Annotated in this window: 18 protein-coding genes and 1 pseudogene; 15 read left to right on the forward strand and 4 right to left on the reverse strand. The window is 38.7% G+C overall.

Annotation, left to right across the window (positions count from 1 at the left end; genetic code table 11):
* Positions 1-231 precede the first annotated feature (231 nt).
* Both adhE and C7H19_RS17815 read left to right on the forward strand, forming a co-directional pair.
* Entirely contained in the window at positions 232-2,904 is a 2,673-nt protein-coding gene (gene adhE / locus C7H19_RS17805) for a bifunctional acetaldehyde-CoA/alcohol dehydrogenase (RefSeq protein WP_181280660.1), read from the forward strand.
* A gap of 419 nt (positions 2,905-3,323) precedes the next feature.
* Complete coding sequence (locus C7H19_RS17815) at positions 3,324-3,788, forward strand: DUF1269 domain-containing protein (RefSeq protein WP_106458275.1); 465 nt, start codon at positions 3,324-3,326, stop codon at positions 3,786-3,788.
* A gap of 83 nt (positions 3,789-3,871) precedes the next feature.
* Here the strand turns inward: C7H19_RS17815 and C7H19_RS17820 are convergent, their stop codons facing one another.
* Entirely contained in the window at positions 3,872-4,834 is a 963-nt protein-coding gene (locus C7H19_RS17820) for a helix-turn-helix domain-containing protein (protein WP_106458276.1), read from the reverse strand.
* A 416-nt stretch (positions 4,835-5,250) separates the two neighbouring features.
* On the opposite strand from C7H19_RS17820, the gene C7H19_RS17825 reads away from it, so the two are divergent.
* The 4 genes from C7H19_RS17825 to C7H19_RS17840 all read left to right on the forward strand — a co-directional run bounded on the left by C7H19_RS17825 (position 5,251) and on the right by C7H19_RS17840 (position 9,905).
* A complete protein-coding gene (locus C7H19_RS17825) occupies positions 5,251-5,910 on the forward strand; it encodes a potassium channel family protein (protein WP_106458277.1) in 660 nt (219 codons plus the stop codon).
* A gap of 439 nt (positions 5,911-6,349) precedes the next feature.
* A complete protein-coding gene (locus tag C7H19_RS17830) occupies positions 6,350-8,047 on the forward strand; it encodes an alpha/beta hydrolase (protein ID WP_425428916.1) in 1,698 nt (565 codons plus the stop codon).
* Positions 8,048-8,104: 57 nt separating this feature from the next.
* Entirely contained in the window at positions 8,105-8,878 is a 774-nt protein-coding gene (locus C7H19_RS17835) for a DUF2092 domain-containing protein (protein ID WP_181280655.1), read from the forward strand.
* Between the two features lie 52 nt (positions 8,879-8,930).
* Positions 8,931-9,905 (forward strand): DUF6515 family protein, encoded by a 975-nt coding sequence (locus C7H19_RS17840; RefSeq protein ID WP_106458278.1) that lies wholly within the window; start codon positions 8,931-8,933, stop codon positions 9,903-9,905.
* Positions 9,906-9,951: 46 nt separating this feature from the next.
* Here the strand turns inward: C7H19_RS17840 and C7H19_RS17845 are convergent, their stop codons facing one another.
* The 3 genes and pseudogenes from C7H19_RS17845 to C7H19_RS27235 all read right to left on the reverse strand — a co-directional run bounded on the left by C7H19_RS17845 (position 9,952) and on the right by C7H19_RS27235 (position 12,253).
* Positions 9,952-11,025 carry an AI-2E family transporter gene (locus C7H19_RS17845; protein WP_106458279.1) on the reverse strand — a complete coding sequence of 358 codons (1,074 nt, stop codon included), beginning with the start codon at positions 11,023-11,025 and terminating at the stop codon, positions 9,952-9,954.
* Positions 11,026-11,321: 296 nt separating this feature from the next.
* A pseudogene (locus C7H19_RS27230) lies at positions 11,322-11,429 on the reverse strand (hypothetical protein); the annotation flags it as partial.
* A gap of 734 nt (positions 11,430-12,163) precedes the next feature.
* Positions 12,164-12,253 carry an IS1/IS1595 family N-terminal zinc-binding domain-containing protein gene (locus tag C7H19_RS27235; protein ID WP_425428917.1) on the reverse strand — a complete coding sequence of 30 codons (90 nt, stop codon included), beginning with the start codon at positions 12,251-12,253 and terminating at the stop codon, positions 12,164-12,166.
* Positions 12,254-12,571: 318 nt separating this feature from the next.
* Between C7H19_RS27235 and C7H19_RS17850 the strand changes: the two genes are divergently transcribed.
* The 9 genes from C7H19_RS17850 to C7H19_RS17890 all read left to right on the forward strand — a co-directional run bounded on the left by C7H19_RS17850 (position 12,572) and on the right by C7H19_RS17890 (position 23,647).
* A complete protein-coding gene (locus C7H19_RS17850; protein ID WP_106458280.1) occupies positions 12,572-15,958 on the forward strand; it encodes a non-ribosomal peptide synthetase in 3,387 nt (1,128 codons plus the stop codon).
* Positions 15,959-16,044: 86 nt separating this feature from the next.
* The gene (locus C7H19_RS17855) at positions 16,045-16,275 is read left to right on the forward strand and encodes a hypothetical protein (RefSeq protein ID WP_106458281.1); all 231 of its coding nucleotides are present in this window, start codon (positions 16,045-16,047) and stop codon (positions 16,273-16,275) included.
* A 137-nt stretch (positions 16,276-16,412) separates the two neighbouring features.
* Positions 16,413-17,237: a DUF6745 domain-containing protein gene (locus tag C7H19_RS17860; RefSeq protein ID WP_106458282.1), complete on the forward strand. Its 825-nt coding sequence runs from the start codon at positions 16,413-16,415 to the stop codon at positions 17,235-17,237.
* Between the two features lie 83 nt (positions 17,238-17,320).
* The gene (locus C7H19_RS17865; protein WP_106458283.1) at positions 17,321-17,593 is read left to right on the forward strand and encodes a hypothetical protein; all 273 of its coding nucleotides are present in this window, start codon (positions 17,321-17,323) and stop codon (positions 17,591-17,593) included.
* Positions 17,593-17,970 carry a clan AA aspartic protease gene (locus C7H19_RS17870; RefSeq protein WP_106458284.1) on the forward strand — a complete coding sequence of 126 codons (378 nt, stop codon included), beginning with the start codon at positions 17,593-17,595 and terminating at the stop codon, positions 17,968-17,970. Before C7H19_RS17865 ends, C7H19_RS17870 begins: the two co-directional genes overlap by 1 nt.
* 40 nt (positions 17,971-18,010) lie before the next feature.
* On the forward strand, positions 18,011-20,995 hold the full coding sequence (locus C7H19_RS17875) for a thioester reductase domain-containing protein (RefSeq protein ID WP_106458285.1): 2,985 nt from the start codon (positions 18,011-18,013) through the stop codon (positions 20,993-20,995).
* A 3-nt stretch (positions 20,996-20,998) separates the two neighbouring features.
* Entirely contained in the window at positions 20,999-21,880 is an 882-nt protein-coding gene (locus C7H19_RS17880) for a class I SAM-dependent methyltransferase (protein ID WP_181280656.1), read from the forward strand.
* Between the two features lie 5 nt (positions 21,881-21,885).
* Positions 21,886-23,361 (forward strand): aspartate aminotransferase family protein, encoded by a 1,476-nt coding sequence (locus C7H19_RS17885; protein WP_106458286.1) that lies wholly within the window; start codon positions 21,886-21,888, stop codon positions 23,359-23,361.
* 67 nt (positions 23,362-23,428) lie between these two features.
* Positions 23,429-23,647 carry an MbtH family protein gene (locus C7H19_RS17890; protein WP_106458287.1) on the forward strand — a complete coding sequence of 73 codons (219 nt, stop codon included), beginning with the start codon at positions 23,429-23,431 and terminating at the stop codon, positions 23,645-23,647.
* Positions 23,648-23,665: the final 18 nt, after the last annotated feature.

The raw sequence follows: 23,665 nt of genomic DNA on the forward strand, positions 1-23,665 counted from the left end.
CGTTCACCATCACTATATCTAACATATGGTCAACAAAACCCACTATCAAAATTCCGCAAATTTTGAACTTACTCAATTCATTTTCATCATTCATTCTTCTGCTTTGTATCGCTTTTATCCGAACTGCATTACTCTTATTAAAAAAAAATAATACTTTACACAACTTTAGTCAGACTGACCTTATAACTTGAGATAGAAAATTTGTTTTATCCTAGCTGCGAGGTGATTATGATTTCAGTCACAACAGATCAGGAGCTTGAAGCACTCATCAGTCGAGTGAAAGCTGCCCAACAGAAGTTTGCGCTTTACACTCAAGAACAAGTTGATGCGATTTTTAAAAAAGCCGCCTTAGCTGCAAATGCTGCCCGTATTCCTTTAGCAAAAATGGCAGTAGAAGAGACAGGGATGGGAGTGATTGAAGATAAAGTTATCAAGAATCATTTTGCCTCAGAAATTATCTATAACAAATATAAGAATGAAAAGACTTGTGGAATTATTGAAGAGGATAAATCATTCGGCATTCAAAAAATCGCCGAACCTGTCGGGATTCTGGCTGGAATTGTTCCCACCACTAACCCTACATCCACCACTATTTTCAAATCCCTGATTGCGCTCAAAACCCGTAACGCTATTATCTTCTCGCCACATCCACGGGCTAAAAGCTGTACGATCGCGGCCGCCCGAACCATTTTAGAATCAGCAGTCGAAGCGGGTGCCCCCCCTGATATTATCGGTTGGATCGATGAACCTTCCGTTGCTCTATCTCAAGCCCTGATGCAGAGTCCCGCCATCAATTTGATTCTGGCGACGGGCGGCCCTGGCATGGTCAAAGCTGCCTATTCATCAGGCCACCCGTCCTTAGGAGTGGGCGCGGGAAATACTCCCGCCTTAATCGATGCGTCAGCCCATATTAAAATGGCAGTTTCTTCAATTATCTTAAGTAAGACTTTCGATAATGGGATGATCTGCGCCAGCGAACAATCGGTAATTGTAGAAGATATTATCTATGATGAGGTTAAAGAAGAATTTATTGAGCGTGGGGCTTATTTTCTCAACCTTCAAGAACGGGAAAAAGTCGCACAGATGCTTCTCAAAAACGGTCACATCAATCCTGCTATTGTCGGGCAATCGGTCACTAAATTAGCAGAAATGGCCGATTTGAGCATTCCCGAAGGAACGAGAGTCTTAATTGCTGAAGTTCAAGATATTGGACTAGAAGAACCCTTTTCCTTTGAGAAGCTATCTCCTATCCTAGCTATGTATCGGGCGATTAACTTTGATGATGGCGTGAAAAAAGCCGAAAACCTAGTACAATTCGCTGGTCGAGGTCATACTGCTGTTCTATATACTTCCCCTAATAATCGAGAGCATATCAAACAGTTTGAAGATAACATCGAAACGGCTAGAGTCTTAATTAATACACCTTCCTCTCAAGGTGCGATCGGTGATTTGTATAATTTTCGTCTCGATCCCTCCCTGACATTGGGTTGTGGGACTTGGGGCGGAAATTCCGTTAGTGAAAACGTCGAACCTCATCACCTCCTCAACGTGAAAACCGTTGCTGAACGGCGGGAAAATATGCTCTGGTTTCGTGTACCCTCAAAGATCTACTTCAAATATGGTTCATTGCCAATCGCCATTCGAGAATTGACAGGTAAAAAACGGGCATTCATCGTCACCGACAAACCGATTTTTGAATTGGGAATGACGAGTAGCTTAGAAGAAATCCTCAAAGATATTGGTCTTAAATACGATATCTTTTATGACGTCGAACCCGATCCCTCATTAGATAACGTCAATCGAGGTTTAGCCCTAATGCGCTCCTTCAATCCCGATGTGATTATTGCCCTGGGAGGAGGTTCCCCAATGGACGCAGCTAAAATCATGTGGTTGCTGTATGAACACCCCGAAATCGAATTTGAAGGGTTAGCGATGCGTTTCATGGATATTCGTAAGCGTGTGTACGAGCTACCACCTTTGGGTGAAAAAGCGATTTTAGTCGCCGTCCCAACAACTTCGGGAACAGGATCGGAAGTAACTCCTTTCGCCGTAGTGACCGATCGCAACAAGAATATTAAGTATCCTCTAGCAGACTATACCTTAACCCCAACAATGGCGATTATCGATCCTGAATTGGTTCTGGAAATGCCTAAAACATTAACAGCTTATGGGGGAATCGATGCCTTAACCCATGCTTTAGAAGCTTATGTCTCCGTACTAGCTTCTGAGTACACCAACGGATTAGCTTTAGAAGCTATTCGACTTCTGTTTAAATATCTACCCAGTGCCTATCATAATGGTGCAAATGATCCCAAAGCACGAGAAAAGGTTCATTATGCAGCTACGATGGCAGGAATGGCTTTCGCTAATAGTTTTTTGGGAATCTGTCACTCAATAGCACATCAACTAGGTGGTGTTTTCCACATTCCTCATGGATTAGCCAATGCTCTGATCATTCCTCATGTTATTCTGTACAATGCTACTGATGCTCCCTTCAAACAAGCCACTTTCTCCCAGTACAAATATCCTAATGCAAAATGGCGTTATGCTCGTATTGCCAATTATCTAGGTTTGGGCGGGAAAAACGAAGATGAACAGGTTGAACGGTTAGTTTTAGCAATAGAAGATCTTAAACATCAAGTTGATATTCCTGCAAGTATCAAAGAAGTCCTACCTGACAAAGGTTCAGAATTCTATGCTAAGTTGGATCAATTAGCCGACCAAGCCTTTGACGATCAGTGTACGGCTGCTAATCCTCGATATCCACTAATTAATGATTTAAAAGAATTACTCTTACAAGCCTATGAAGGCAATCTCCCTTTTAAAATCCTAACGAATGGCAATGGAAGGGGGAAAATTACCTCAGTAGGAATCAAAGATGAGCCACAATCATTAATAATTTAGCTAATCGTTAAATTATAGTATGTGTATTTAGTAATGGCATTTTTTCTCGTTATGAAAATTTTTTGATCGATGTCTTAGTGGCCTCAAATTTCATCCAATGTCTTTTACTATACTAAAATTTATAGCTTGACATGAAAGCTTCTACTAGAGTAATCTATTTTCTAGATTCTGCTCAGGTCATTCAGAATTACGACAACGAATAATAATGAGTTTTGCCATTGTCAGAAATTCTATATTGTTTAGTGACTTTGATGATGATTTATTAGAAGTACTCAAAGAGCAAAAAAATAGGCGTAAACTCAAGAAACGTAGATCTGTTTATAATACTTTAATCATTGCTCTGTTTGGCTTACTCACTAAATCTACAATTTCACCTTTAACGATTCTAATCTTATTGTTTCTAATTAAAATTTAAACTTATGAGTGAACTAATAGTTGTCGCATTCAGCAAAATCCATAAAGCTGATGAAGTCGTTCTAGAATCTCTAAAACAGGATAAAGCAACTCTAGAAGGAGTGGAAGATGCTGTAGTCCTTACTAAGGATGAAGCTGGAAAAATCCGCGTTAAACCTTACTATGACATACTTGCCGATCATAGAGAAGTTAAAAGTGAATTTTGGGGAACTTTAATCTCAACTCTACTAACTAATTTTGACAATGAAAATTACGAAAAAATTGGAATTACACGTGAAGACGTTTCTAAGCTTCAGGAAATGCTAGAACCTGATAGTTCGGCCATTTTTGTGTTACGTCAAAAATTTAATACGGAAAGCCTCATCGAAAGAATTAAAAAATATGAAGGAAAAGTATTATATTTATCGTTAAACCAAGAAACAGATCAAGAACTTTTAAACGCGATAAATCAGAAAAATGAAGCTAATTAAAAGCTTTATATTGCGTAAATCATAAACTTAGTTTCAATGATTTAGTTGACTGATTCAGTTCATCAACAAAGTTAGAATAGTTTTTAATTTCGCAAGGTTTCCGAAGGAGACTCCCCGAACATCTTCTTGTAATCTTTGGCAAATTGCCCCATATGCCAAAAGCCCCATTGTGTAGCGACATCAGTAACCGTTGTTTGACTGGCTGTAGAGGCTTTCAGTTGTTGTCGTATCTTATTGAGGCGTTGGGTTTTAAGATAAGCCATAGGAGGCATACCGAAACATTCTTGGAAGCCATACCAGAGAGTGCGTTCACTGACATGAAGCTTGGTACAGAGATCGTAAACTGTGATAGGACACTTAAGATTTTCCATTAGAATTCCCTCCGCTTGTTTGATCAACTGATAACGGCTAGAAGGACGTAGCGCAAGACGATTTTGATTAGAATCAAGAAGATCTAACATCAGTAGAATAAAAGCTTGTCGTATTAAGATTTGTGTCTCTGGCTTTAAAACTTGTTGGGGTTGCAGTTGAATCATTGTGAATAGATTCTGGAGATGGAGACTAAATCGCTTAAGTGCTATTGGGTCAGGTTGAACGAGATGAGTCTTGCCTGTAACTAAAGACTCAACTTTAGTTCGCTCGGTTAGTTCAGCAACCTGCAGCAAAGAGTCAACATCAATAGTGACCAGACCAAGTGAAAACGTTCCCCTTCTCAGAAAATCAACACCCTGAGAGCGTTTCTGCAAGAGTGCTTCATTCATAGAAAGCGAATAGCCATGCCAGTATAACGATTGGGGTACGGAAAGAGGGACTGCTATACCGATCATCCCATCTGGGGAATTGCCACCAGAACGAATCCCTCGATTATAGGTCATTCGGGCGAATTGCATACCCGAAAACTGGGCGACAATCAACTCTCCCTCGAAAGCTCCCCCTTCAAGCTGTCGGTGCTCCATACTCCAGTTAAATCTCTTCATCCGATCTGCTGGTTCATCGATATCATGAAAAGATAAAGATTTTATAAGAGGCGGTAATTCAATTTCCATTTTTAACTTTTCTAAAACTAATTTTACTGTTATGAGGTTAAATAAAATTTTTAATGAATTTGATATTTGAGAAAACTCATACCTATTCAAGTATTGAGAGCTTCTGACCTGTCGAAAAAATTAAAGTTTTTGTAGTCTTCACATCATATTTATAGCTTTTTTAAGGGTTCAGTTTGCACTTTTTATAATTTCTTAATCTTTATGTAAACAAATTTTGCGTTTTTTTGATAGGAATGACTCTGATTTAGGTTCTAGAATAATCATTCATGGCTAGAAGATAATCTTTAAAAGTAAGAGCAGACAAAAGCTTTGACGGCTCGAAACGGCAAGCTCTGAACTTTTAGCGATCCTTGAATGCTTGACTTCTTTAAACTTTACATAAAGGGTATTTTGGGAATTTCAAATAAGTAGCTCTAATGAAAGGTATCTGGTGGCAAAAATTCTTAAATAATCCTTATCAATACTTGCTTTATTCATTGCTTGCTTTATTGATATTTTCTCCTTGTATCAATCTTAATAGTTTACTATATTCACTTATTTTAAAAACCGTTTTTTTGATTATAGTTTTTTCTATTATAGCTACCTTTAAAATATCTAAACGAGATAGAATTGCTTTTATATTTATAGCTATTTTAGCTTTCGTTTTAAATACTTTTTCAGGAAATTCTGATAATAAATATTCTATAATTCTTCAATGGTCTGGACAGTTAATTAACTTTCTATTTATGTTTTTTGCAGTGTTATTAATTGTTAAAAAGATTTTTCAAGAACATCAAATAAAAGGTGATACTTTACGAGGAGGAATTAGTGTATATCTAATGCTAGGAATCATGTGGTATCAAATGTATACTTTGATTTATTCAGTAGACTCAGATGCTTTTTCTCGTTTGGTTACTTCTCATCAATTACTATACTTTAGTTTTGTAACTTTAACAACTGTTGGCTATGGTGATATTATTCCAATTAATCCAGTAGTCATGAGTTTAGCTAATCTAGAAGCCATTATTGGTCAACTCTATCCAGCGATTATTATTGCGAGATTAGTTTCTTTATATAGCTCCTCGAATTTAAAGTAATTGAGAGTTGATTAGCTTTTATATTTAAAAATATATATAGATTAAAATTCTATTTTTAGTAACAAATTAAAAAAATATTAACTATTAGTTTGATTAATGAACTATTACAAATAATCTTAAACAACTATTTTTGATAAATAGTTTATAATTTGCTTTAGAGTCATATAAATATATTTTATAATATCTGTTTAAAGTTAACCTAAAAATATTTTAAACAGAAACTATTTGCTTGCAGTAAAGAGTTCTTGTTAATTTTAATTAAAAATATTAAATAAATCTATATTTTATAAAAATTTTGTTAGAATATTAATATAATTATAATTAATATTTTAAAATTAAATAGATGATTTTAGCAAAATTACAGGAATATTAGTTGAGTTTTTTTTATCGCTGATGACTAAATTAGTTCTCAATTGATTGGCTTAAAGGACTTCCTTAAATGCTTATCTTTTTTTCTTCAAATCCTAAAATTATGCTGTTGAAAAGGCTTAATTTTTCAATTCGACTACTGACTGTTAGCCTTCTTTGCTCCTTAGCACCTTCTTTACCTGTGAAGGCGGCTGAACAAATTTATTTAACTTATGGCCCGATTTACTGGTCAGTTAAAATCGCCTCCTTAGAAACCTTTGCTAAAGATGGCACAATCAATCAGGATTTAAGGACATATCTTAGAGGAACTACTCCAGAACAGCAAGCACAATTCCGCGAAGCACTACTCAAACGAGTGGATATTAATCCTGTAATGTTGTCTCGATTTTTTAATACCGAAATCGGAGAAGATATCTTAACTCGTATTGGTAAAGGCATCACAATTGAGGGCAATCTTAATGGCAAATATGCCCTACGAGCAGCTATTGTTCAAGCGGCTCTAGATCCAGAGGGCTTAACAATGCTTAATATTCTGCGTAAGTTGCCAACAGATATGGAACTGCAAGGAGAAGTGCTACTTGGATTGTCTCAAGAGATCGATAAGGTGATTAAGGCAACGATCGCTTATAGCGAAGCAATGGCTAATCTGTCAGCCAAAGAAAAAGAGGCAGAAACGCCAGTCGATTTTACCCAACTTCCTGACATCCGCCAACCTGGGAATTACGGGTTCCAAAAAGAAATTCTGGCTTTAACGGATAGTAACCGTAACCGTTCCTTTTATGTCATTCTCTATAAGCCTCAACGGTGGCGCACTGGTAAAACCCCTGTTGTTATTATCTCTCATGGTTTAGCCTCTAACCCTGAAAGCTTTGAAGATGCTGCCCAACAATTAGCCTCCTACGGCTATGTAGTTGCTCTGCCTCAACATCCAGATAGCGATACTAAACAAGCTAAAGCTTTTATAGAAGGCTATTCTAGTGAAGTTTTTGATGTTCAAGAATTTATCAATCGCCCCAAAGATATTAGCTTTGTGATTGATGAACTGGAACGTCGCAATCAAGTTGAGTTTGGTGGACGACTAGACTTAGAAAATGTGGGCGTTGCTGGACATTCCTTTGGCGGATATACTGCTTTAGCGGTTGCGGGTGCCATTATAGATTTTGACTACTTGCAAAAGACGTGCGATCGTCTGTATGGAGGACTTAATACTTCTCTCCTCCTTCAATGCCGGGCGTTGAGTCTACCTCGTCAAACTTACAACTTCCGAGATCCAAGGGTAAAGGCAGTAATAGCAGGTAATCCCGTCAATAGTGCCATTTTTGGACAGAAGGGACTAAGCCAAATTCAAATTCCGATCTTCTTCATTAGTGGTAACTATGATCCAGCCACACCTGCAGTATTTGAACAACTACGTTCTTTTGTCTGGTTAAATACGCCTAACAAATATCTGGCTCTCGCCGAAGGACAAGCACATATTGACTTCTCTAAACTGGATGCTGGTATGACCCAAATGCTAGATTCTGTGCCAAATATGACGCTACCTGAGCCAATCTTACTCAAAAGCTATTTATATCCTACGTTCCTTTCCTTTTTTGAAGTTTATCTAACTAATAATCTTCAATATCGGCCTTATTTGAACGCATCTTATTATGATTATCTCAGTCAAAAGCAGAATTTCAAAATCTACATGATTAGTGCGGCTTCTGAGTCAGCATTAAAACAAGATATCGAGAATTTTAGAACTAAAGTAGGAGCTTTATCTCCCTAATGCTCTGATTATAATAAATTGTTCTTAATTAATAATCTTATGAACCAATTTTCTTCTATGAAAAGTATTCGCGCATTTCTTCTTTTATTAACTTGCTTTGTTACTTCATTCATGGCAGTAACGACAACATTAGCTCAGAACTCCCCTACACCTATATCCCCACCTAGTGCAGGATTAAAAACAACAACTGAACTGTTGAACCAATTCTGTAATTTTCTAAAGGCTCAACAATCTTTTACTTTTGAAATAGATGTTACCTATGACAATGTACTCGAATCAGGGGCCAAAGTTCAGTACAGTGGTTATCAGAAAGTTTGGGTACAAAAACCTGATCGCCTGCGTTCAGACTATATCGGAGATGAACGACAAACCCGTTTTTACTATGATGGTAAAACTTTTAGCTTATTCACTCCACCTCTGAATGTCTACGCAACCAGAAATGCTCCTTCTAGCCTCGATCAAGCGGTTAGGTATGTAGATGAGAATTATGGACTCACAATTCCCATGTCTAACTTGGTTATTAGTGATCCTTGCTCTGCGATCGAATCTGAGTTTCAAAAACCTTTATTTATCGGAAACGACCTTGTTAATCGAGTGGAGGGTTACCATCTTTTGCTCATCGGACAGGAACGAGATGCACAAGTGTGGATTAGTAAAGATGAACCACCTTTACTTCTCAAGGCAATCATTACCTATAAAAATTTGCCTGGCTCTCCTCAATATACAGCGTTGTTTTCCAATTGGAATTTTAAACCCTTAATTCCTGAAAACACATTTATCTTCGTTCCCCCTAAAGACGCTTCAAAGATTGAGTTTTTACCCCCAGACTAAGACTAAATATTGATGTCTGAAAAATGTTGATATAGAAAAAGGAGTTAACCCAATGAAACCATTACTACGCAAATCTTTAATTTCTTTCCTGACTGTATTATTGTGTATCAGTTTATTTCCTTTTGATGCCGTCTATGCCCAACGTGGCGGCGGTAGAGGCGGCGGTAGAGGTGGCGGCGGTGCTTCTCGTGGTAGTGGCGGTGCTTATCGCGGGGGTGCATCTCCACGAATGAATAGTAGCACCAACTTACAAAATCGCGGCAATTTTAATAGCTCAGGGCGATCATACCAAGGTAATACTCAGCAAAATCGTCAAACCAATCAGGGGAATCGTCAGGTCAACAGAGATCAATACCAGCAAAATCGTCAAGGGAATCGAGATCAGTATCAACAAAATCGACAAGAAAACCAAGAAAACCGTCAAGGGAATCGAGATCAGTATCAACAAAATCGCCAGACTAATCAAGATAACCGTCAAAATAACCGACAAGAAAACCAAGGAAATCGACAAGAAAACCAAGATAACCGTCAGAATAACCGACAAGAAAACCAAGGAAATCGACAAGATGCCATTCGAGAAAACCAAGGAAATCGACAAGATGCCATTCGAGAAAACCAAGGAAATCGCCAAGACTTTATTGACGACAATTATGATGGAGGGCGTTGGTATGGCGGTGGTTGGTACGGTGGTGGCTACTATGCTCCTCCAGGTTGGGGTGCCTGGGCGGCTACCGCAGGATTTGTCACTGGAGTGGTGATCGGAGCAACTGTTAGTTCTCCTCCCCCCTACTACAATACTGTATATGTAGGATCAACAACTTACATTTACTCAGATGGTGTTTTCATGCAACCGCAGGGCAGTTCTTATGTAGTTATCGCCCCGCCTACTGGTGCAGTAGTGTCTTACCTTCCAGAAGGATGCACAGTAATTGAGCAAAATAGTACTCAATACTACAATTGCAGTGGCATCTATTATCAAACTTTTTATCAGAATGGGTCTACGGTTTACAAAGTCGTTCAGTTTTAATTGAAATTGAGGCTTTACAGCCTTAGCGAGCCAAACTTCTCGATCGCTATATCGAGCGATCGTCGGGGAGTGCTTTGGCTACGAGGTCTTCATTAATCCAAGCCTTCACTAGCTCATAGCAAAGACTTAGTAGGACAGGCCCGACAAACAGACCGATAATTCCATAAACAATCACACCTCCGAAAACGCCAGCAATAATCACCACCATTGGTACGGGTAGCCCCCGCGCCATCAGAATCGGTTTTAAAAAATTATCGATCAGCGTGGCAGGGATTAGCCAGAGCGTTAGTAATAAAGCTGCAGAAGAATTCATCGTTGACCAAGCAAAAATTAGTGTCCCGATGACGATTAAACCAGGGCCAATCTGGATAATTGTGAGGAGTAAGCAGAGAAGTGTTAAGAGACCAGCCGCAGGAATATGAGCGACAATTAACCCGATCCCAATCAGTAAACTCTGTAAAATTGCGATACCGATGATGCCACGACTGACATTTCGTACGGTGGAGGCCGAAAGCTTCGCCAAAGCCGGCCCTCGCCCTGGTGCAATTTTTTCGCACAATTGGTTCAGCCCATGAATAAGTCCTTCTGCATGAAGGGTGAATACCCCTGCAATAATAATTGATACGATAAACTTAAAGAGGAGCAAGCCGATATCTGTAGCAAGTGAGAACGAGAATTTTCCTAATGCCTTGAGTTGTGGCTCGAATCTAGTCAAAAATTCCCCGATATTTGCCGAGGCAAGAGTCCAAATAGCACTCAGACGCTCGCCGATGAAAGGCCAATCAGTCAAGTTTGTGGGTGGTGGTGGTACGGCTGCTGCACCAGTAGCAAGGTAATCCGCAAGTGTTCGGAGGTTACCCCCAAGGACAATCCCTATAGCACTGACTGGCCCGATGATAATTGCAATACCGCTTAGAGTGAGGAGAACAGTCGTCAATTTAGCTCGCCCCTTTAGAACAGTCTTGAGCAAACGGAATAAAGGATAACAAGCGATCGATAGAATTGCTCCCCAGAGGATAACCGTCAGAAATGGACTCAGAAGAGAGAATCCTGAAAAGAATAACAGACCAAGCAAGAAGAGCCTGACGATCAGATCGATAATTTTAGAGTCGCTTTGCATAGCATAGATAGTGAAAGCATTTCTGCTACAAAAATATTAGTAGTATAATTAAAGATATTGTTTATATAAAAATATTTACTTGATAAATATAGTAATTACAAATTTTGTTAAAAAATTTTAATAAAACTTTTAACATCTTTTCTACACTACAGAATTGAACGTCTAACGAATAATAGATTATTTCCCCAACAATGTACCTCGCTTTTCAAGATTTCTTTCGCCTTCAGCAAAGCTCGACGGTGTTTCCGTAACGGTAGGGTATTATAGACCCAGTAATTCTAAAGTATTGTAAATAACTACCCCGAGAGCGAGACGTTTAAACATCTGTGAGCGGCAGGAATAACATACCAAAGAGCAAAATCGGTACTGGTATTGTTAAATAGCTCCTCGTAGACTTTCATATAATTATCCCAGAAACGGAGTCCCTTACCTCAACCATTTTGCAAAAAATTCTAGTTTTTTCTGGAAGCTCAATCCGTTCTAAAAATTGTTTCTTTTGCTCGTCTAATGGGTGAATCACAAACATAGTTTCAATAATAAAGTTCTCATTTAGCCAGTTTTGTTAGGTAACTTTTAGTTTGCTAAAAAAGCCATAACCTATAAAGAAAATCATGGAAATGAAACAAAAAGTCAAGATGCGTCTCTTGTTGCATTCAGATATATCGACTTACACCAAAGCTGCATTTTTTCCCTTTTCTGTCATATGAGGGTAAAAATCCCAATTAACCTGTCATAAAATAAAAAGGATAAAATCCAGAAGAACAAAGTGTAGATAAACCTAAAAATTGGTTCATCTCTTCCATAAGTTCTAGAAAAAACCTCCTAAACTTAGAAATTGTAAAAACATCTAACCAAGGTTCTAGCAAATGGTAAAAAGTCTAGGGCTGTAGAATTAAACGTAAGTTATTTAATGAGCTTTTCCAAGTTTTTCTTTCTTCCTTTCTTAGCATTAGTACTCAGTTGAGAAGCTTATGAGTTGGAAGCTTCACCATTTCTTTGTTGGAGAAAATAAAACCGAACGGGCGATTCCAGCCAGAGAGATTTTTTCTAACAAAAGCCGATCAATTTGGGCTTTTTTGTCATCTCTAATTATGACCTTCTGAGGATTATCAATAAATTGTCTACGACAATCCTTACATTAATATTTTTGTTTTTTATGATCAGTACTGCCATTTTTAATAATATTTAATGAATGACAGCGAGGACAGGGTGGTTTGAAGTTTGACATCTTCTGAGAAAAGCGATTTTTTGAGAGAGCCGCTACTTTATTAATTATAAAATTTGACCTTCACATTGTTAATAATTTACTAAAGTATCCTCATTTGTCAATTATTTGAAAAGCTAAGTAAATCAATTTTAAAACTTAGCTTTCTTAGTCTGCCACTACTTGTTTAGCACTACTCCATATCATTTTCGTGCAATTGGCTTAAGTCCTGGCGAGTTGAATAAACTCTCAAGTACTTGAGAAAAAGTATCAACTACTGTTAATCTATTAGAAAGGCTTGTCCCTTCTCCCCATCAAATGACAAGCGTAAACTCTAACCTCATGAAAACCATCGATGAATTTTTATCTTCTCTTTATCGTCTAAATGTCAAACTCTGGCTCGAAGACGAGCAACTGTGCTATAGTGCGCCAGAAGACGTTTTAACTCCAGAGTTAAGTCAACAACTGCAAGAACGAAAAGCAGAAATTCTCGACTTTTTCCAGCAAACCCAACTTGCTTTTGGGCAATCTTTCCAAGCAATACAACCTGTTTCACGTTTAGAACCTTTACCCCTTTCCTTTGCTCAAGCGAGACTTTGGTTCCTAGAACAATTACAGACAGGTAGTGCAATTTATAATATCCCTACAGCCTACCGAGTGCAAGGCTCACTCAATCTAGCTTTACTAAAACAATGTTTTAATGAGATTGTACGTCGTCATGAAACTTTACGCACTAATTTTACTCTAGTCGAGGGTCAACCCGTTCAGGTAATTTCTGAGACATTTTCTTTAGAATTTCCGATCATTGATTTAGTAAAACTTAGTTTAGACGAGCAAGAAAAAGAAATACAGCGTTTAGCTAACCAAGAAGCGCAAAAAAACTTTGATTTAGCTCATGATCTTTTAATAAGAGTTACTCTTGTAAAACTCAATGAAACAGAACACGTTGTTTTATTAACCCTGCATCATATTATCGCTGATGGTTGGTCGATGGAAATTTTGATCAAGGAATTAGCGATATTATACGAAGCATTTTCCAAAAAACAACCCTCACCACTTCCTGAATTAACTATACAATACGCTGATTTTGCGGTGTGGCAGCGTCAATGGTTACAGGGAAATAGACTACAAACTCAACTCGCTTACTGGAAAAAACAATTACAAGGAACGCTCAGTGTTCTTCAATTACCGACAGACTATCCTCGCGCTAGAGTCCAAAGTTTTCGCGGAGAGCATCAAACTTTCTCACTCTCTGAAACTTTAACACAAAAACTTAAAATATTGAGTCAACGGGAGAATACAACTCTTTTTACAACTTTATTAGCCGCTTTTAAGGTTTTACTCTACCGTTATACTGGACAAGACGATATTATCGTGGGATCTCCCATTGCTAATCGTCATCGAAAAGAAACAGAATGGTTAATTGGTTTTTTTGTCAATACCCTTGTGTTGCGGAGTCATCTATCAGGAAACTTGACGTTTAAAGGTTTATTGCACCAGATCCGCGAGACAATCTTAGAAGCTTATGATCATCAAGATGTCCCGTTTGAGAAGTTAGTAGAAGAACTTCAACCCGAACGGGATTTAAGTTATAGTCCTTTATTTCAGGTTAAATTTAGATTAGAAAATTCTGCCCCAGATGCGATCGAGTTACCGAGTTTAACCCTGAGTCCCCTTCAACAAACCTACTCGACTGCTAAATTAGATCTGAGTTTGGATCTCTATCATACGCCATCTGGAATCGTTGGTGCATTTGAATACAACAAAGATTTATTTGCACCTGAGACAATTGGACGTATGATCGGGCATTATTGTACATTACTTGAAAGTATTACACAAAATCCTGATGCTGAACTGTGGGAGTTATCATTACTAACATCTGCCGAACAAGAGCAAATTTTGTTTGAATGGAATCAGACGAAAACCCCCTATACTCAAGATTTATGTTTTCATCAAATCTTTGAACAACAAGTCGAGAAAACTCCTTTAAACATTGCGCTAGTTTTTGAAGAACAACAATTAACCTATGACGAGTTAAACCGTCGTAGTAATCAACTGGCACATTATTTACAAAAATTAGGCGTAAAACCTGAAATTAAAGTTGGTATCTATCTAGAACGATCCATAGAGATGATTGTAGCTCTTTTGGGGATTATGAAAGCAGGTGGAGCATATGTACCCCTTGATCCAGTTTATAAGAGCGATCGTATTTCTCTGATGTTAGCCGATGCTCATACTTCGGTTGTGATTACTTCTCAAAAATTATTGACAGAATTACCCGATTATGATAAGGAAATTATTTGTTTAGATCGTGATTGGAATCAAATAGCCTCTGAAAGTGAAGAAAACCCAAGTAGAGACGCGACAGGTCACGTCTGTACAACGCAAAACTTAGCTTATCTTATTTATACCTCTGGCTCGACTGGAATACCAAAAGGCGTTTTAATATCCCATGAAGGTTTAGTTAACCTCACCGAAGATAAAATTCGTGTTTGTGATGTTCATCGAGATAGCTGTGTCTTACAGTTTTTCTCATTTAGTTTCGATGCTTCTATTCCAGAGATTATTATGGCACTTGGTAGCGGTGGGAAATTATGTTTAGCAAAAGTAGAAATCTTACCTGGGCCAAACTTACTCAAACTCATACGAGAACAAGCTGTAACTCATATTACGATCACCCCATCAGCTTTAGCCATTTTACCTGTAGAAGAACTCCCAAGCTTAAAAATGGTTTTAGTCGGTGGTGAAGCACCATCCCCTGAATTGATCAATAATTGGTCAAAAGAAAGAATTTTTATTAACGCTTATGGCCCAACTGAAGTTACAGTAAATGCGAGTATGGTGCAATGTGGCAATGGTCATTCTATTTTACCCACCATTCGACCCAGTGCTAATAAACAGCTTTACATTCTCGATCCCTATTTACAACCCGTACCCGTTGGGGTTTTGGGTGAACTCTATATCGCGGGTGTGGGACTAGCCAGAGGATATCATAACCAGAGCGAAAAAACAGCCCTTGCTTTTGTTCCGAATCCTTTTGGTGAAGGAAGAATGTATAAAACGGGCGATTTAGCTTATTATTTACCTGATGGACGGATTAAACTGTGTAGCCGAATTGATAATCAAGTTAAAATTCGGGGTTTTCGCATCGAACTCGGCGAAATAGAAGCATTATTAAATCAACATCCCCAAGTCCAAACCAGTATTGTTACAGTTCGTGAAGATTCTCGCTTAATTGGCTATTATGTGATAGAAGCAGAATCTAATATTACTGCTAATGAATTGCGGGGCTTTTTGCGAGATAAACTACCCGCTTATATGATACCGAGTGCCTTAGTTGAATTAGACACATTACCCCTAACCCCGAATGGAAAAATCGATTATCGTGCCTTACCAGAACCCGATAGAATACGATCGTCAGAGATCGAATACCTGGCACCTCGTACACCTTTTGAGGAGACACTAACACGAATTTTTATGCAGGTGTTAGGAATAGAACAAATCAGCATTCACGATGATTTTTTTGATTTAGGGGGACATTCCTTATTAGCAACACAATTAATTGCTCAGTCCTTACAAGCTTTTCAGGTAGAATTATCAGTAATCGATCTGTTTGAAGCTCCGACCGTTGCCCAGTTAGCCCAAAGAATCGAAAAACGACAGATTTTGACACAAATTCAGGGAGAAAGTTTAGAAAATGAAGAAGAACGCGAGGAAATAGAATTTTAAGCTTATTTTTTGTCATCGATCAGACGAATGACATCATTGTTATAATGTTTAGACTAGCGCGATCTTTGAGGGTATAGGAGTCGTGTATGTTACCACAAGAACTGAAAGAGCAAGTCTTCAAGCTGTCAACTAGCGATCGCCTTGCGCTGGTTACTGCTATTATTGAGTCATTGCAAGATACGCCAGTTTCTAGGTCTGACCGCGAGGGCGCAATTCGACGGATGCGAGGACTGTTAAAAACCGACCAACCTGCACCGACAGATGAAGAAGTAGTGACGATGTTGGAAGAACGACGGATAGAGAAGTATCTTCAGTGAGAGTTTTAATTGATACCAACATTGTTCTAGATTTTTTGTTACAGCGAGAACCATTACCGTAGCCCAATAGCCCTAGTGAACGTCTGAATATCGAGGTCAGTGTGTTGAAAATTTACTAAAATTGAAATATTTAAGTAATGATTACAAAGCTTACGCATCAACAAGAAGAGTTAATGGTATCGTATCAACAGGCATGGAAGGCGGTTTATTTATCAACGGCACCCATTGAGCGCAATCGAGTATTAGATGTACTTGAGGATGTATTTAAAGCCTATCCTGAAAGCCCTACAATGCCCGAAGTTATTTTTTTTAATAGCCCCTATGCTGCGTTTAATGCTGAATTGAGAAGAGTGACGACAGGTAACTTTAATGATGCGAGTAGTGATAGGATTATCAATGAGGTTACGAACTTGATGACTCTCCAAGGTGAAGGACAGGCTAGGACTGATCTATGGTTCGATTTATCTATGGATTTACATTCGTGGATGAATTCTCAAATGAGTTTAGAGGTTTGGGAAGTTTTAGAGGCAAACCTTGTGGATGAAGTGGGTAGTAGAATTTATAAGCAGGTGTGGGATTTGTTGTGGAATTGGCTTCGTGATAGACTTCAAGATGAGTTGAAAGATACTCCTAAAGCTTGTCTTCGTTTCTGCGATAATTTTATTAATTCTGACTCAGAATGGGCTAATTATGCAGGTTTATACGACTTTTGTATTCATGAGCTAGGTTATCGATGTGACGAAGAGCAATGGAACCTTTATAAGGCTATGTGTAGTGAGTGTAATTACTGGTTCCTCCCCAGTCCTGAATATTATATAGTTTGCGATCGCCCAATAAAAATGTTGTTTAATGAGCAAGGACAACTTCATTCAGATGAAGAACCAGCGATCCAATTTATTGATGGTTTTGGTTTATCTGCTAGACATGGTGAAATTTCTTCAATTTGTTATCCTAGCTTATGAACATATTGGAATATTGAAAAGATTTAGAGGCTCGGAATATCAGGTTAAAATTAAGATTGAAAAGCCAGAACGAGGACAATCCGATGACAGTGCGACAACCCCGATATAGTAAAGAAGAATTTGCCCGACGTGGTGACGAAATCTACGAAAATCAGGTGCGCTTTCAAGTTGAAGAGGGTAATTATGGTAAGATTGTAGCGATCGACATTGAAACTGGAGACTTTGAAGTTGCTGATCATCTGCTTGTGGCATCAAAACTGCTCTCAGCGCGATCGCCAGATGCTCAGACTTGGTTTGTTCGCATTGGACATCCAGCAGTCGATCACTTTGGCGCACGGAGCTTGAAAACGAAGTAATGATGCAAGGGCGTGTCAATCAGAGTTGTGAAGCGACATTATTAATCGCTGTTAGAAATAATACGATAACGCTTCCTGTAGATGCTGTAATTGATACAGGGTTTTCGGGGTTTTTAACCTTGCCGTCTGATATGATCTCAACATTGGGACTTATTTGGCAAGGACGTGATGTTGGGACATTGGGCAATGGGACTTTCTGCATTTTTGAGGTTTACATGGGGTTTGTGATTTGGGATGGGCAATATCGGGAGATTTACATTAATGAGTCGGAGACAGTCCCTCTAATTGGAATGCAGCTATTGCGAGGCTATGATTTGCGGATTCAGGCAATAGAAGGCGGTATCGTCACAATTGAGGCATTGGGGTATAGGAACTAACGTTGTTAAACTATTAACCATGCTCTTATAGTATCCGCTTATGTCTGATCAGGTTTATCTTAAATCTAATGTAATTGTAGAACCATTATGGAATCAGTGGTATGCTTGGCCGCATCTCATTTCACCCGCAACAGCAGCGATGTATGTGGCTCATTCTCATCTTAAAATCTTAGAATCCTTTATTGCTGCACCACAGGTACACGTTTCAACTTTAAAAAATCCTGCGATGCTCGGCGGCCCTTTTATTAATTATGATGAGAGTAAAGTTGACGAAATTAAGCTTTTATTAGACAAAACTAAGCAAGAACAAGCAGATTTAATTACTTTAGCTCAAGCGATACAAGAAATCAACCAATTACTAACTCAAGAAGCATCAGGCTATTCTCTTGAACCATTTTATACAAAAGTTCCAGAACCTTTAAAAGGATATGTTGAATTAGTTTATGATCTAAATCATTATCCCTCGTTCCGTCTCATCGAAGGACTTTTCTATCAAAGCTTGTACTATAAAACAAATCTACAAAGTATCGCTTTATCACTTGGGGATGGGGATACTCGTTCTTTTGTACTGAGTACACCTCGACTGCCAAACGTGCAGAATTTGCACATTTGCCGACCATTCTGCGATCGTCGTTTCGATCAATTGTTTAGAATGAGAGAACACGCGGGCAGTTTTGCAGAAATTGAACAAGTTTTAGAAATTCAAGATAAATCCTTATTTGCCTCATTTTTTACCGATATTCCGCCTCACAGAGAAGCAAAATATCATGGAGATGAAATCAGAATTCGTTACTTTGGTCATGCCTGTATTTTAGTTGAAACCCAATCCGTTAGCATTCTGTGTGATCCTTTAATTGGTTACGAACATCCAGAAGGTATGGCACGTTATAGCTATGCAAATTTACCTGAGACGATCGATTATGCCCTAATCACCCACAATCATCAAGATCATGTGATGTTAGAAACCTTACTGCAATTGCGCTATAAAATTAAACAGGTCATTGTTCCTAAAAGTAATAAAGGTTCTCTGATTGACCCATCTCTTAAACTTATTTTGCAACAAATCGGGTTTTCTGATGTCAGGGAAATTGATGAACTCGAATCGATTACAATTCCAGAAGGACAGATTATCGGTTTACCGTTTTTGGGAGAACACGGAGACTTGAATATCGGGGCCAAAACCGCCTATTTAATTCAATTACAAGAAAAATCGATTGTCTGTGCTGCTGATTCTAATAATATTGAACCAAAACTATACGATCGCTTACATCAACTTTTTGGCAATATAGATGTACTATTCATTGGTATGGAATGTGAGGGCGCACCCTATACCTGGGCCTATAGCGCATTATTACCCGAAACCGTTCCCCGAAAAATGGCGCAAACAAGGCGACTCGATGGTTCAAATGCCGAAAAAGCAATCCAACTGGTACAACAATTACAGCCAAAACAGGTGTATGTTTATGCTATGGGACAAGAACCCTGGTTATCTTTTATCACTTCGATTCAATATACGGCTGATTCTAAAGCGATCGTTGAATCTAATCAATTGGTAGAGTATTGTAGAAGTCAAAATATAATCAGTGAAAGACTTTTCGGACAAAAAGAAATTATCTTAAACCAAGTCATGTCAAATCTAGAATTTAAGATACCGATGACTCAATTTTTATCCGAACTGGGTCAACTCGACATTAAACTATGGGTAGAAGGCGATAAACTGCGCTGTAATGCTCCCAAAAATCGACTAACTCCTGCACTCAAAGCCCAAATTCAAGAACGAAAAGCCGAAATCATTCAATTTTTAGAATATCAAACGAATCACTCACGCAATCGAGAAAATTTGAAAGCCGATGCCAGCTTAGACCCAAAAATTATACCCCCATCCTCTTCTAAATCTTCCACTCCTCCCATAAATATACTGCTAACAGGCGCGACAGGCTTTCTAGGGGCTTTTTTACTCTCCGAACTCCTGAAACAAACCTCAGCAAGCATTTATTGTTTAGTTCGTGCCGAAAGCCTCGAATCAGGATGGCAAAAAATCCAAAATAGTCTAGAATCATACCTAATCTGGAATAATTCCCTAAAACATCGCATCATTCCCCTCATTGGGGATTTATCCAAACCGCTTTTAGGATTATCTCAAAAAGACTTTGAGGAACTCTCAGAAAAAATCGATCTCATTTATCATAATGGTGCGTGGGTACATCATACTACGCCCTATTCTTTGCTCAAAGCAACCAACGTCTTAGGGACTCAAGAAATATTACGCTTTGCTTGTCAAACTCATCTCAAACCCGTTCACTTTATTTCTACCGTCAGTGTTTTTCCCGCAGATGCTAGTAAAAACCTCATTACAGAAAGCGATAACATTGAAGAAACTCAGATCCCTTATGGCGGTTATGCAAAAAGTAAATGGGTAGCCGAACAATTAATCAGACAAGCGAAAAACCGAGGCATTCCCGTTAGTATCTATCGACTTGGCCCCATTTCAGGAGATAGCCAAACAGGGGTATTTAATGAAAATGACTTTCTTTATCGTCTCATGATGGGTTATGTTCAGTTATGTAGCGCACCAGAAGGCGAAAGAATGCTGGATATACTTCCTGTCGATTATGCTAGTAAAGCGATCGTTTATTTATCCCAATCTAATCTTAATCAAACTTTTCATCTGATCCACCCTTATCCTGTCTCTTCTAATGTCTTGTTTGAAGAACTTCGAGACTGGGGTTATACAATCGAACGAATCCCCTACACTCGATGGTATGCTAAATTACTAGAAATCGCCCAAGACAAGCCAGAACACGCTCTTTATCCGTTAGTTTCTCTTTTTTCTCCTGAAACTGTAGCAGAAACCACTAAACCATCACTGACGCTTAAATTTGATTGTCAGAATACTGAAAAAGGTTTAATCAATAGTGCCATTACTTGTCCTCCTATTGAACGATCCTTATTCAAGACTTATCTATCCTATCTGATTCGGAGTGGATTATTAGACGCTCCATCACCTCTATTATCACATCCCTAAATCATGCTAGAAACCAATCGCTATCAAGAATATGATACCTGGGCTTGGTTATATAACCAAACTATGGGGCCAGAATATAGTCAACAACAACTAAAACCTCTCGAAATCTTACTTTTACCCAAACTTCCCCAAAGCGCGAAAATTCTCGATCTTTGTTGTGGAACAGGGAATTTAACCCAACTGCTCATCTGCGAAGGATATCACGTTACTGGACTAGATGGTTCAGAAGCAATGTTAGCCTATGCGTCTGTCAATGCGCCCCAAGCTGAATTTATACTGGGTGATGCTCGTACATTTGAACTATCTAATCACTTTGATGCAGTGATTTCTACCAGTGCATCCCTCAATCATTTGATGAGTATAGAAGATCTTAAACAGGTTTTTGGTCAAGTTTACACCGCTTTAAAAGAAAATGGACTATTTTTATTCGACTTAAATCACCCGACGCAGATGGCGAAATGGTGGAGAGGAAGTATCGCAGAAGGAGAAATTGAATCAAATTATGCTTGGGCGATCGTTTCTAATTATCATCAACAAGACAACACAGGATATTTTAAGGTAATTCTGTTCCGTAAGAGCAACAATCATCGGACTGTTTTTGGCTATTTTAGAGGATTACTGTATAAATTATTAAGCCTGAGAATTTTGACCCGATTTCGCCTTAAATTATTAGCTAGGTTTTCACAATGGGAAAAAAACTGGCCGTCTACAGAAATGACTTATCACATTAAAGGCTATTCATGTTCTGAAATTCAATCAACATTAGAAGCAGTCGGATTTACAGACGTTGAGATCCGCACCTTAGAAGGTAGTTCCCATGTTGATGATAATCATTCAGCCTATTTTATCTGTCGTAAACCCGATCGCTCTAAAACTTCTCATTAATCATTATGCAACTCAAACAAGACAAAAGCGACTTACAGCAAGAACATCTAGCTGTTTTAAGTGAACGCTATCTCCAACGGACTCAACGTTCTAAACAGTATGCCCAACAGTATCGACCCATCTTAGCCGATAAAAGTTCTATAGGCTTTTCTTTTTCAAAAGAAATCAAAGAAATTTGCTATCCTGTTGTCATTGAACGCTCTAACGGTTCTCGGTTGTGGGATCTTGACGGCAACGAATATATTGATATTTTAATGGGATTAGGGATCAATCTATTTGGTCACAATCCACCCTTTATCCAACAAGCAATTATAGAACAACTCGAAAAAGGATTTCAGATTGGCCCCCAAAACCAGTTAGCAGGAGAAGTCGCACAATTAATCAGCGAACTAACGGGAATGGAACGAGTCACCTTTAGTAATACGGGGACAGAAGCAATAATGACCGCTATTCGGATTGCCCGAACCGCCACCAACCGTAATAAAATCGTTATATTCACGAATTCCTATCACGGTCACAGTGATCAAACCTTAATGCGGGCTACACTGACAGAATATGCTAAAAAAGCCGTCAATCGAATCATTGAGCGCAAAAATTGGCTAAAAAGTCTAACTCGTCCCCTCCAGTCAACCTTAAACGCAAATCTTAACCCTCGTGCGGTTCCTGCGGCATTAGGCATTCCTGCACATCTGGCCCAAGACGTTTTAGTATTAGAGTATGACAACGCACAATCTTTAAACATTATTCACCAACATCGAAACGAAATAGCCGCCGTTTTAGTGGAACCCGTACAAAGTCGTTGCCCTGAATTACAACCGACCGAATTTTTGCAAAAAATCAGAGAAATGACCCAAAAATGCGGAATTGTCCTGATTTTTGATGAAATGGTCACAGGGTTTCGGATTCATTCAGGTGGGGCGCAAGCATGGTTTAAGATTCAAGCCGATCTTGTCACCTATAGTAAGATTGTGGGTGGTGGCTTGCCCATGTCGATTATCGCTGGCCAAAGTCAATATATGGATCGCATTGATGGAGGTCTATGGAATTTTGGGGATCAGTCTGTTCCTCAAGTCCAAACTACCTTTTTTGCTGGCACTTTTTGTAAACATCCTTTATCTTTAGCCACTGCCAAAGCGGTTTTACAACACATCAAAGAACAAGGAGTAACCCTTTATGAACAATTAAACCAACGCACCGCACAACTGGTTAAAGCGTTAAATCATCACATGGAACAGGATAATATTCCCATACAGTTTACTCATTTTGGTTCATTTTTTGCCGTTGCTGCCTCTAGAAGTGAGGTTTCTCCTATGGCTCTCACGCTCTTATCATATCATCTACTCAATCGCGGTATTCATCTCCGCATCGGTGATAAAGGAGGTTTCTTATCAACTGCCCATAGTCAGGAAGATATCGAATATATTATCCAATCCTTTAGAGATAGCGCACAAGAATTACAAACAGCAGGAATAATCCGCTAAAAGAACTTGAGCGATCGTCTAGATACCCTTAAAATAAAAACTATAGCAATTTAAGAGGCGAATCCAAATGCCCAATGACACAGAAGACACCACTATCTACCGAGTTGTTGTCAATGACGAAGAACAATATTCCATCTGGCCAGATTATCGAGAAATTCCCCCAGGATGGCGAGAAGTCGGCAAAAGTGGTTTAAAACAAGACTGTCTTGACTATATTAAAGAAGTTTGGACAGATATGCGTCCCCTGAGTCTACGTCAAAAAATGGCAGAATCTTCTAATTCATAATAGAAGTTTTGGCTAATA

Origin of the sequence: Aphanothece hegewaldii CCALA 016, from assembly GCF_003007785.1 — a bacterium.
GTDB lineage: Bacteria > Cyanobacteriota > Cyanobacteriia > Cyanobacteriales > Microcystaceae > Chroococcus > Chroococcus hegewaldii.

What these genes read in the sequence shown, in the direction of transcription:
- C7H19_RS17820 (WP_106458276.1), bottom strand. Translation starts at nt 4,834, where the DNA reads ATGGAAATTGAATTACCGCCTCTTATAAAATCTTTATCTTTTCATGAT.
- C7H19_RS17885 (WP_106458286.1), top strand. Translation starts at nt 21,886, where the DNA reads ATGCAACTCAAACAAGACAAAAGCGACTTACAGCAAGAACATCTAGCT.
- C7H19_RS17835 (WP_181280655.1), top strand. Translation starts at nt 8,105, where the DNA reads ATGAAAAGTATTCGCGCATTTCTTCTTTTATTAACTTGCTTTGTTACT.
- C7H19_RS17870 (WP_106458284.1), top strand. Translation starts at nt 17,593, where the DNA reads ATGATGCAAGGGCGTGTCAATCAGAGTTGTGAAGCGACATTATTAATC.
- C7H19_RS17840 (WP_106458278.1), top strand. Translation starts at nt 8,931, where the DNA reads ATGAAACCATTACTACGCAAATCTTTAATTTCTTTCCTGACTGTATTA.
- C7H19_RS17815 (WP_106458275.1), top strand. Translation starts at nt 3,324, where the DNA reads ATGAGTGAACTAATAGTTGTCGCATTCAGCAAAATCCATAAAGCTGAT.
- C7H19_RS17860 (WP_106458282.1), top strand. Translation starts at nt 16,413, where the DNA reads ATGATTACAAAGCTTACGCATCAACAAGAAGAGTTAATGGTATCGTAT.
- C7H19_RS17865 (WP_106458283.1), top strand. Translation starts at nt 17,321, where the DNA reads ATGACAGTGCGACAACCCCGATATAGTAAAGAAGAATTTGCCCGACGT.
- C7H19_RS17890 (WP_106458287.1), top strand. Translation starts at nt 23,429, where the DNA reads ATGCCCAATGACACAGAAGACACCACTATCTACCGAGTTGTTGTCAAT.
- C7H19_RS17880 (WP_181280656.1), top strand. Translation starts at nt 20,999, where the DNA reads ATGCTAGAAACCAATCGCTATCAAGAATATGATACCTGGGCTTGGTTA.
- C7H19_RS17845 (WP_106458279.1), bottom strand. Translation starts at nt 11,025, where the DNA reads ATGCAAAGCGACTCTAAAATTATCGATCTGATCGTCAGGCTCTTCTTG.
- C7H19_RS17855 (WP_106458281.1), top strand. Translation starts at nt 16,045, where the DNA reads ATGTTACCACAAGAACTGAAAGAGCAAGTCTTCAAGCTGTCAACTAGC.
- C7H19_RS17850 (WP_106458280.1), top strand. Translation starts at nt 12,572, where the DNA reads ATGAAAACCATCGATGAATTTTTATCTTCTCTTTATCGTCTAAATGTC.
- C7H19_RS17875 (WP_106458285.1), top strand. Translation starts at nt 18,011, where the DNA reads ATGTCTGATCAGGTTTATCTTAAATCTAATGTAATTGTAGAACCATTA.
- C7H19_RS17825 (WP_106458277.1), top strand. Translation starts at nt 5,251, where the DNA reads ATGAAAGGTATCTGGTGGCAAAAATTCTTAAATAATCCTTATCAATAC.
- C7H19_RS17830 (WP_425428916.1), top strand. Translation starts at nt 6,350, where the DNA reads ATGCTTATCTTTTTTTCTTCAAATCCTAAAATTATGCTGTTGAAAAGG.
- C7H19_RS27235 (WP_425428917.1), bottom strand. Translation starts at nt 12,253, where the DNA reads ATGTCAAACTTCAAACCACCCTGTCCTCGCTGTCATTCATTAAATATT.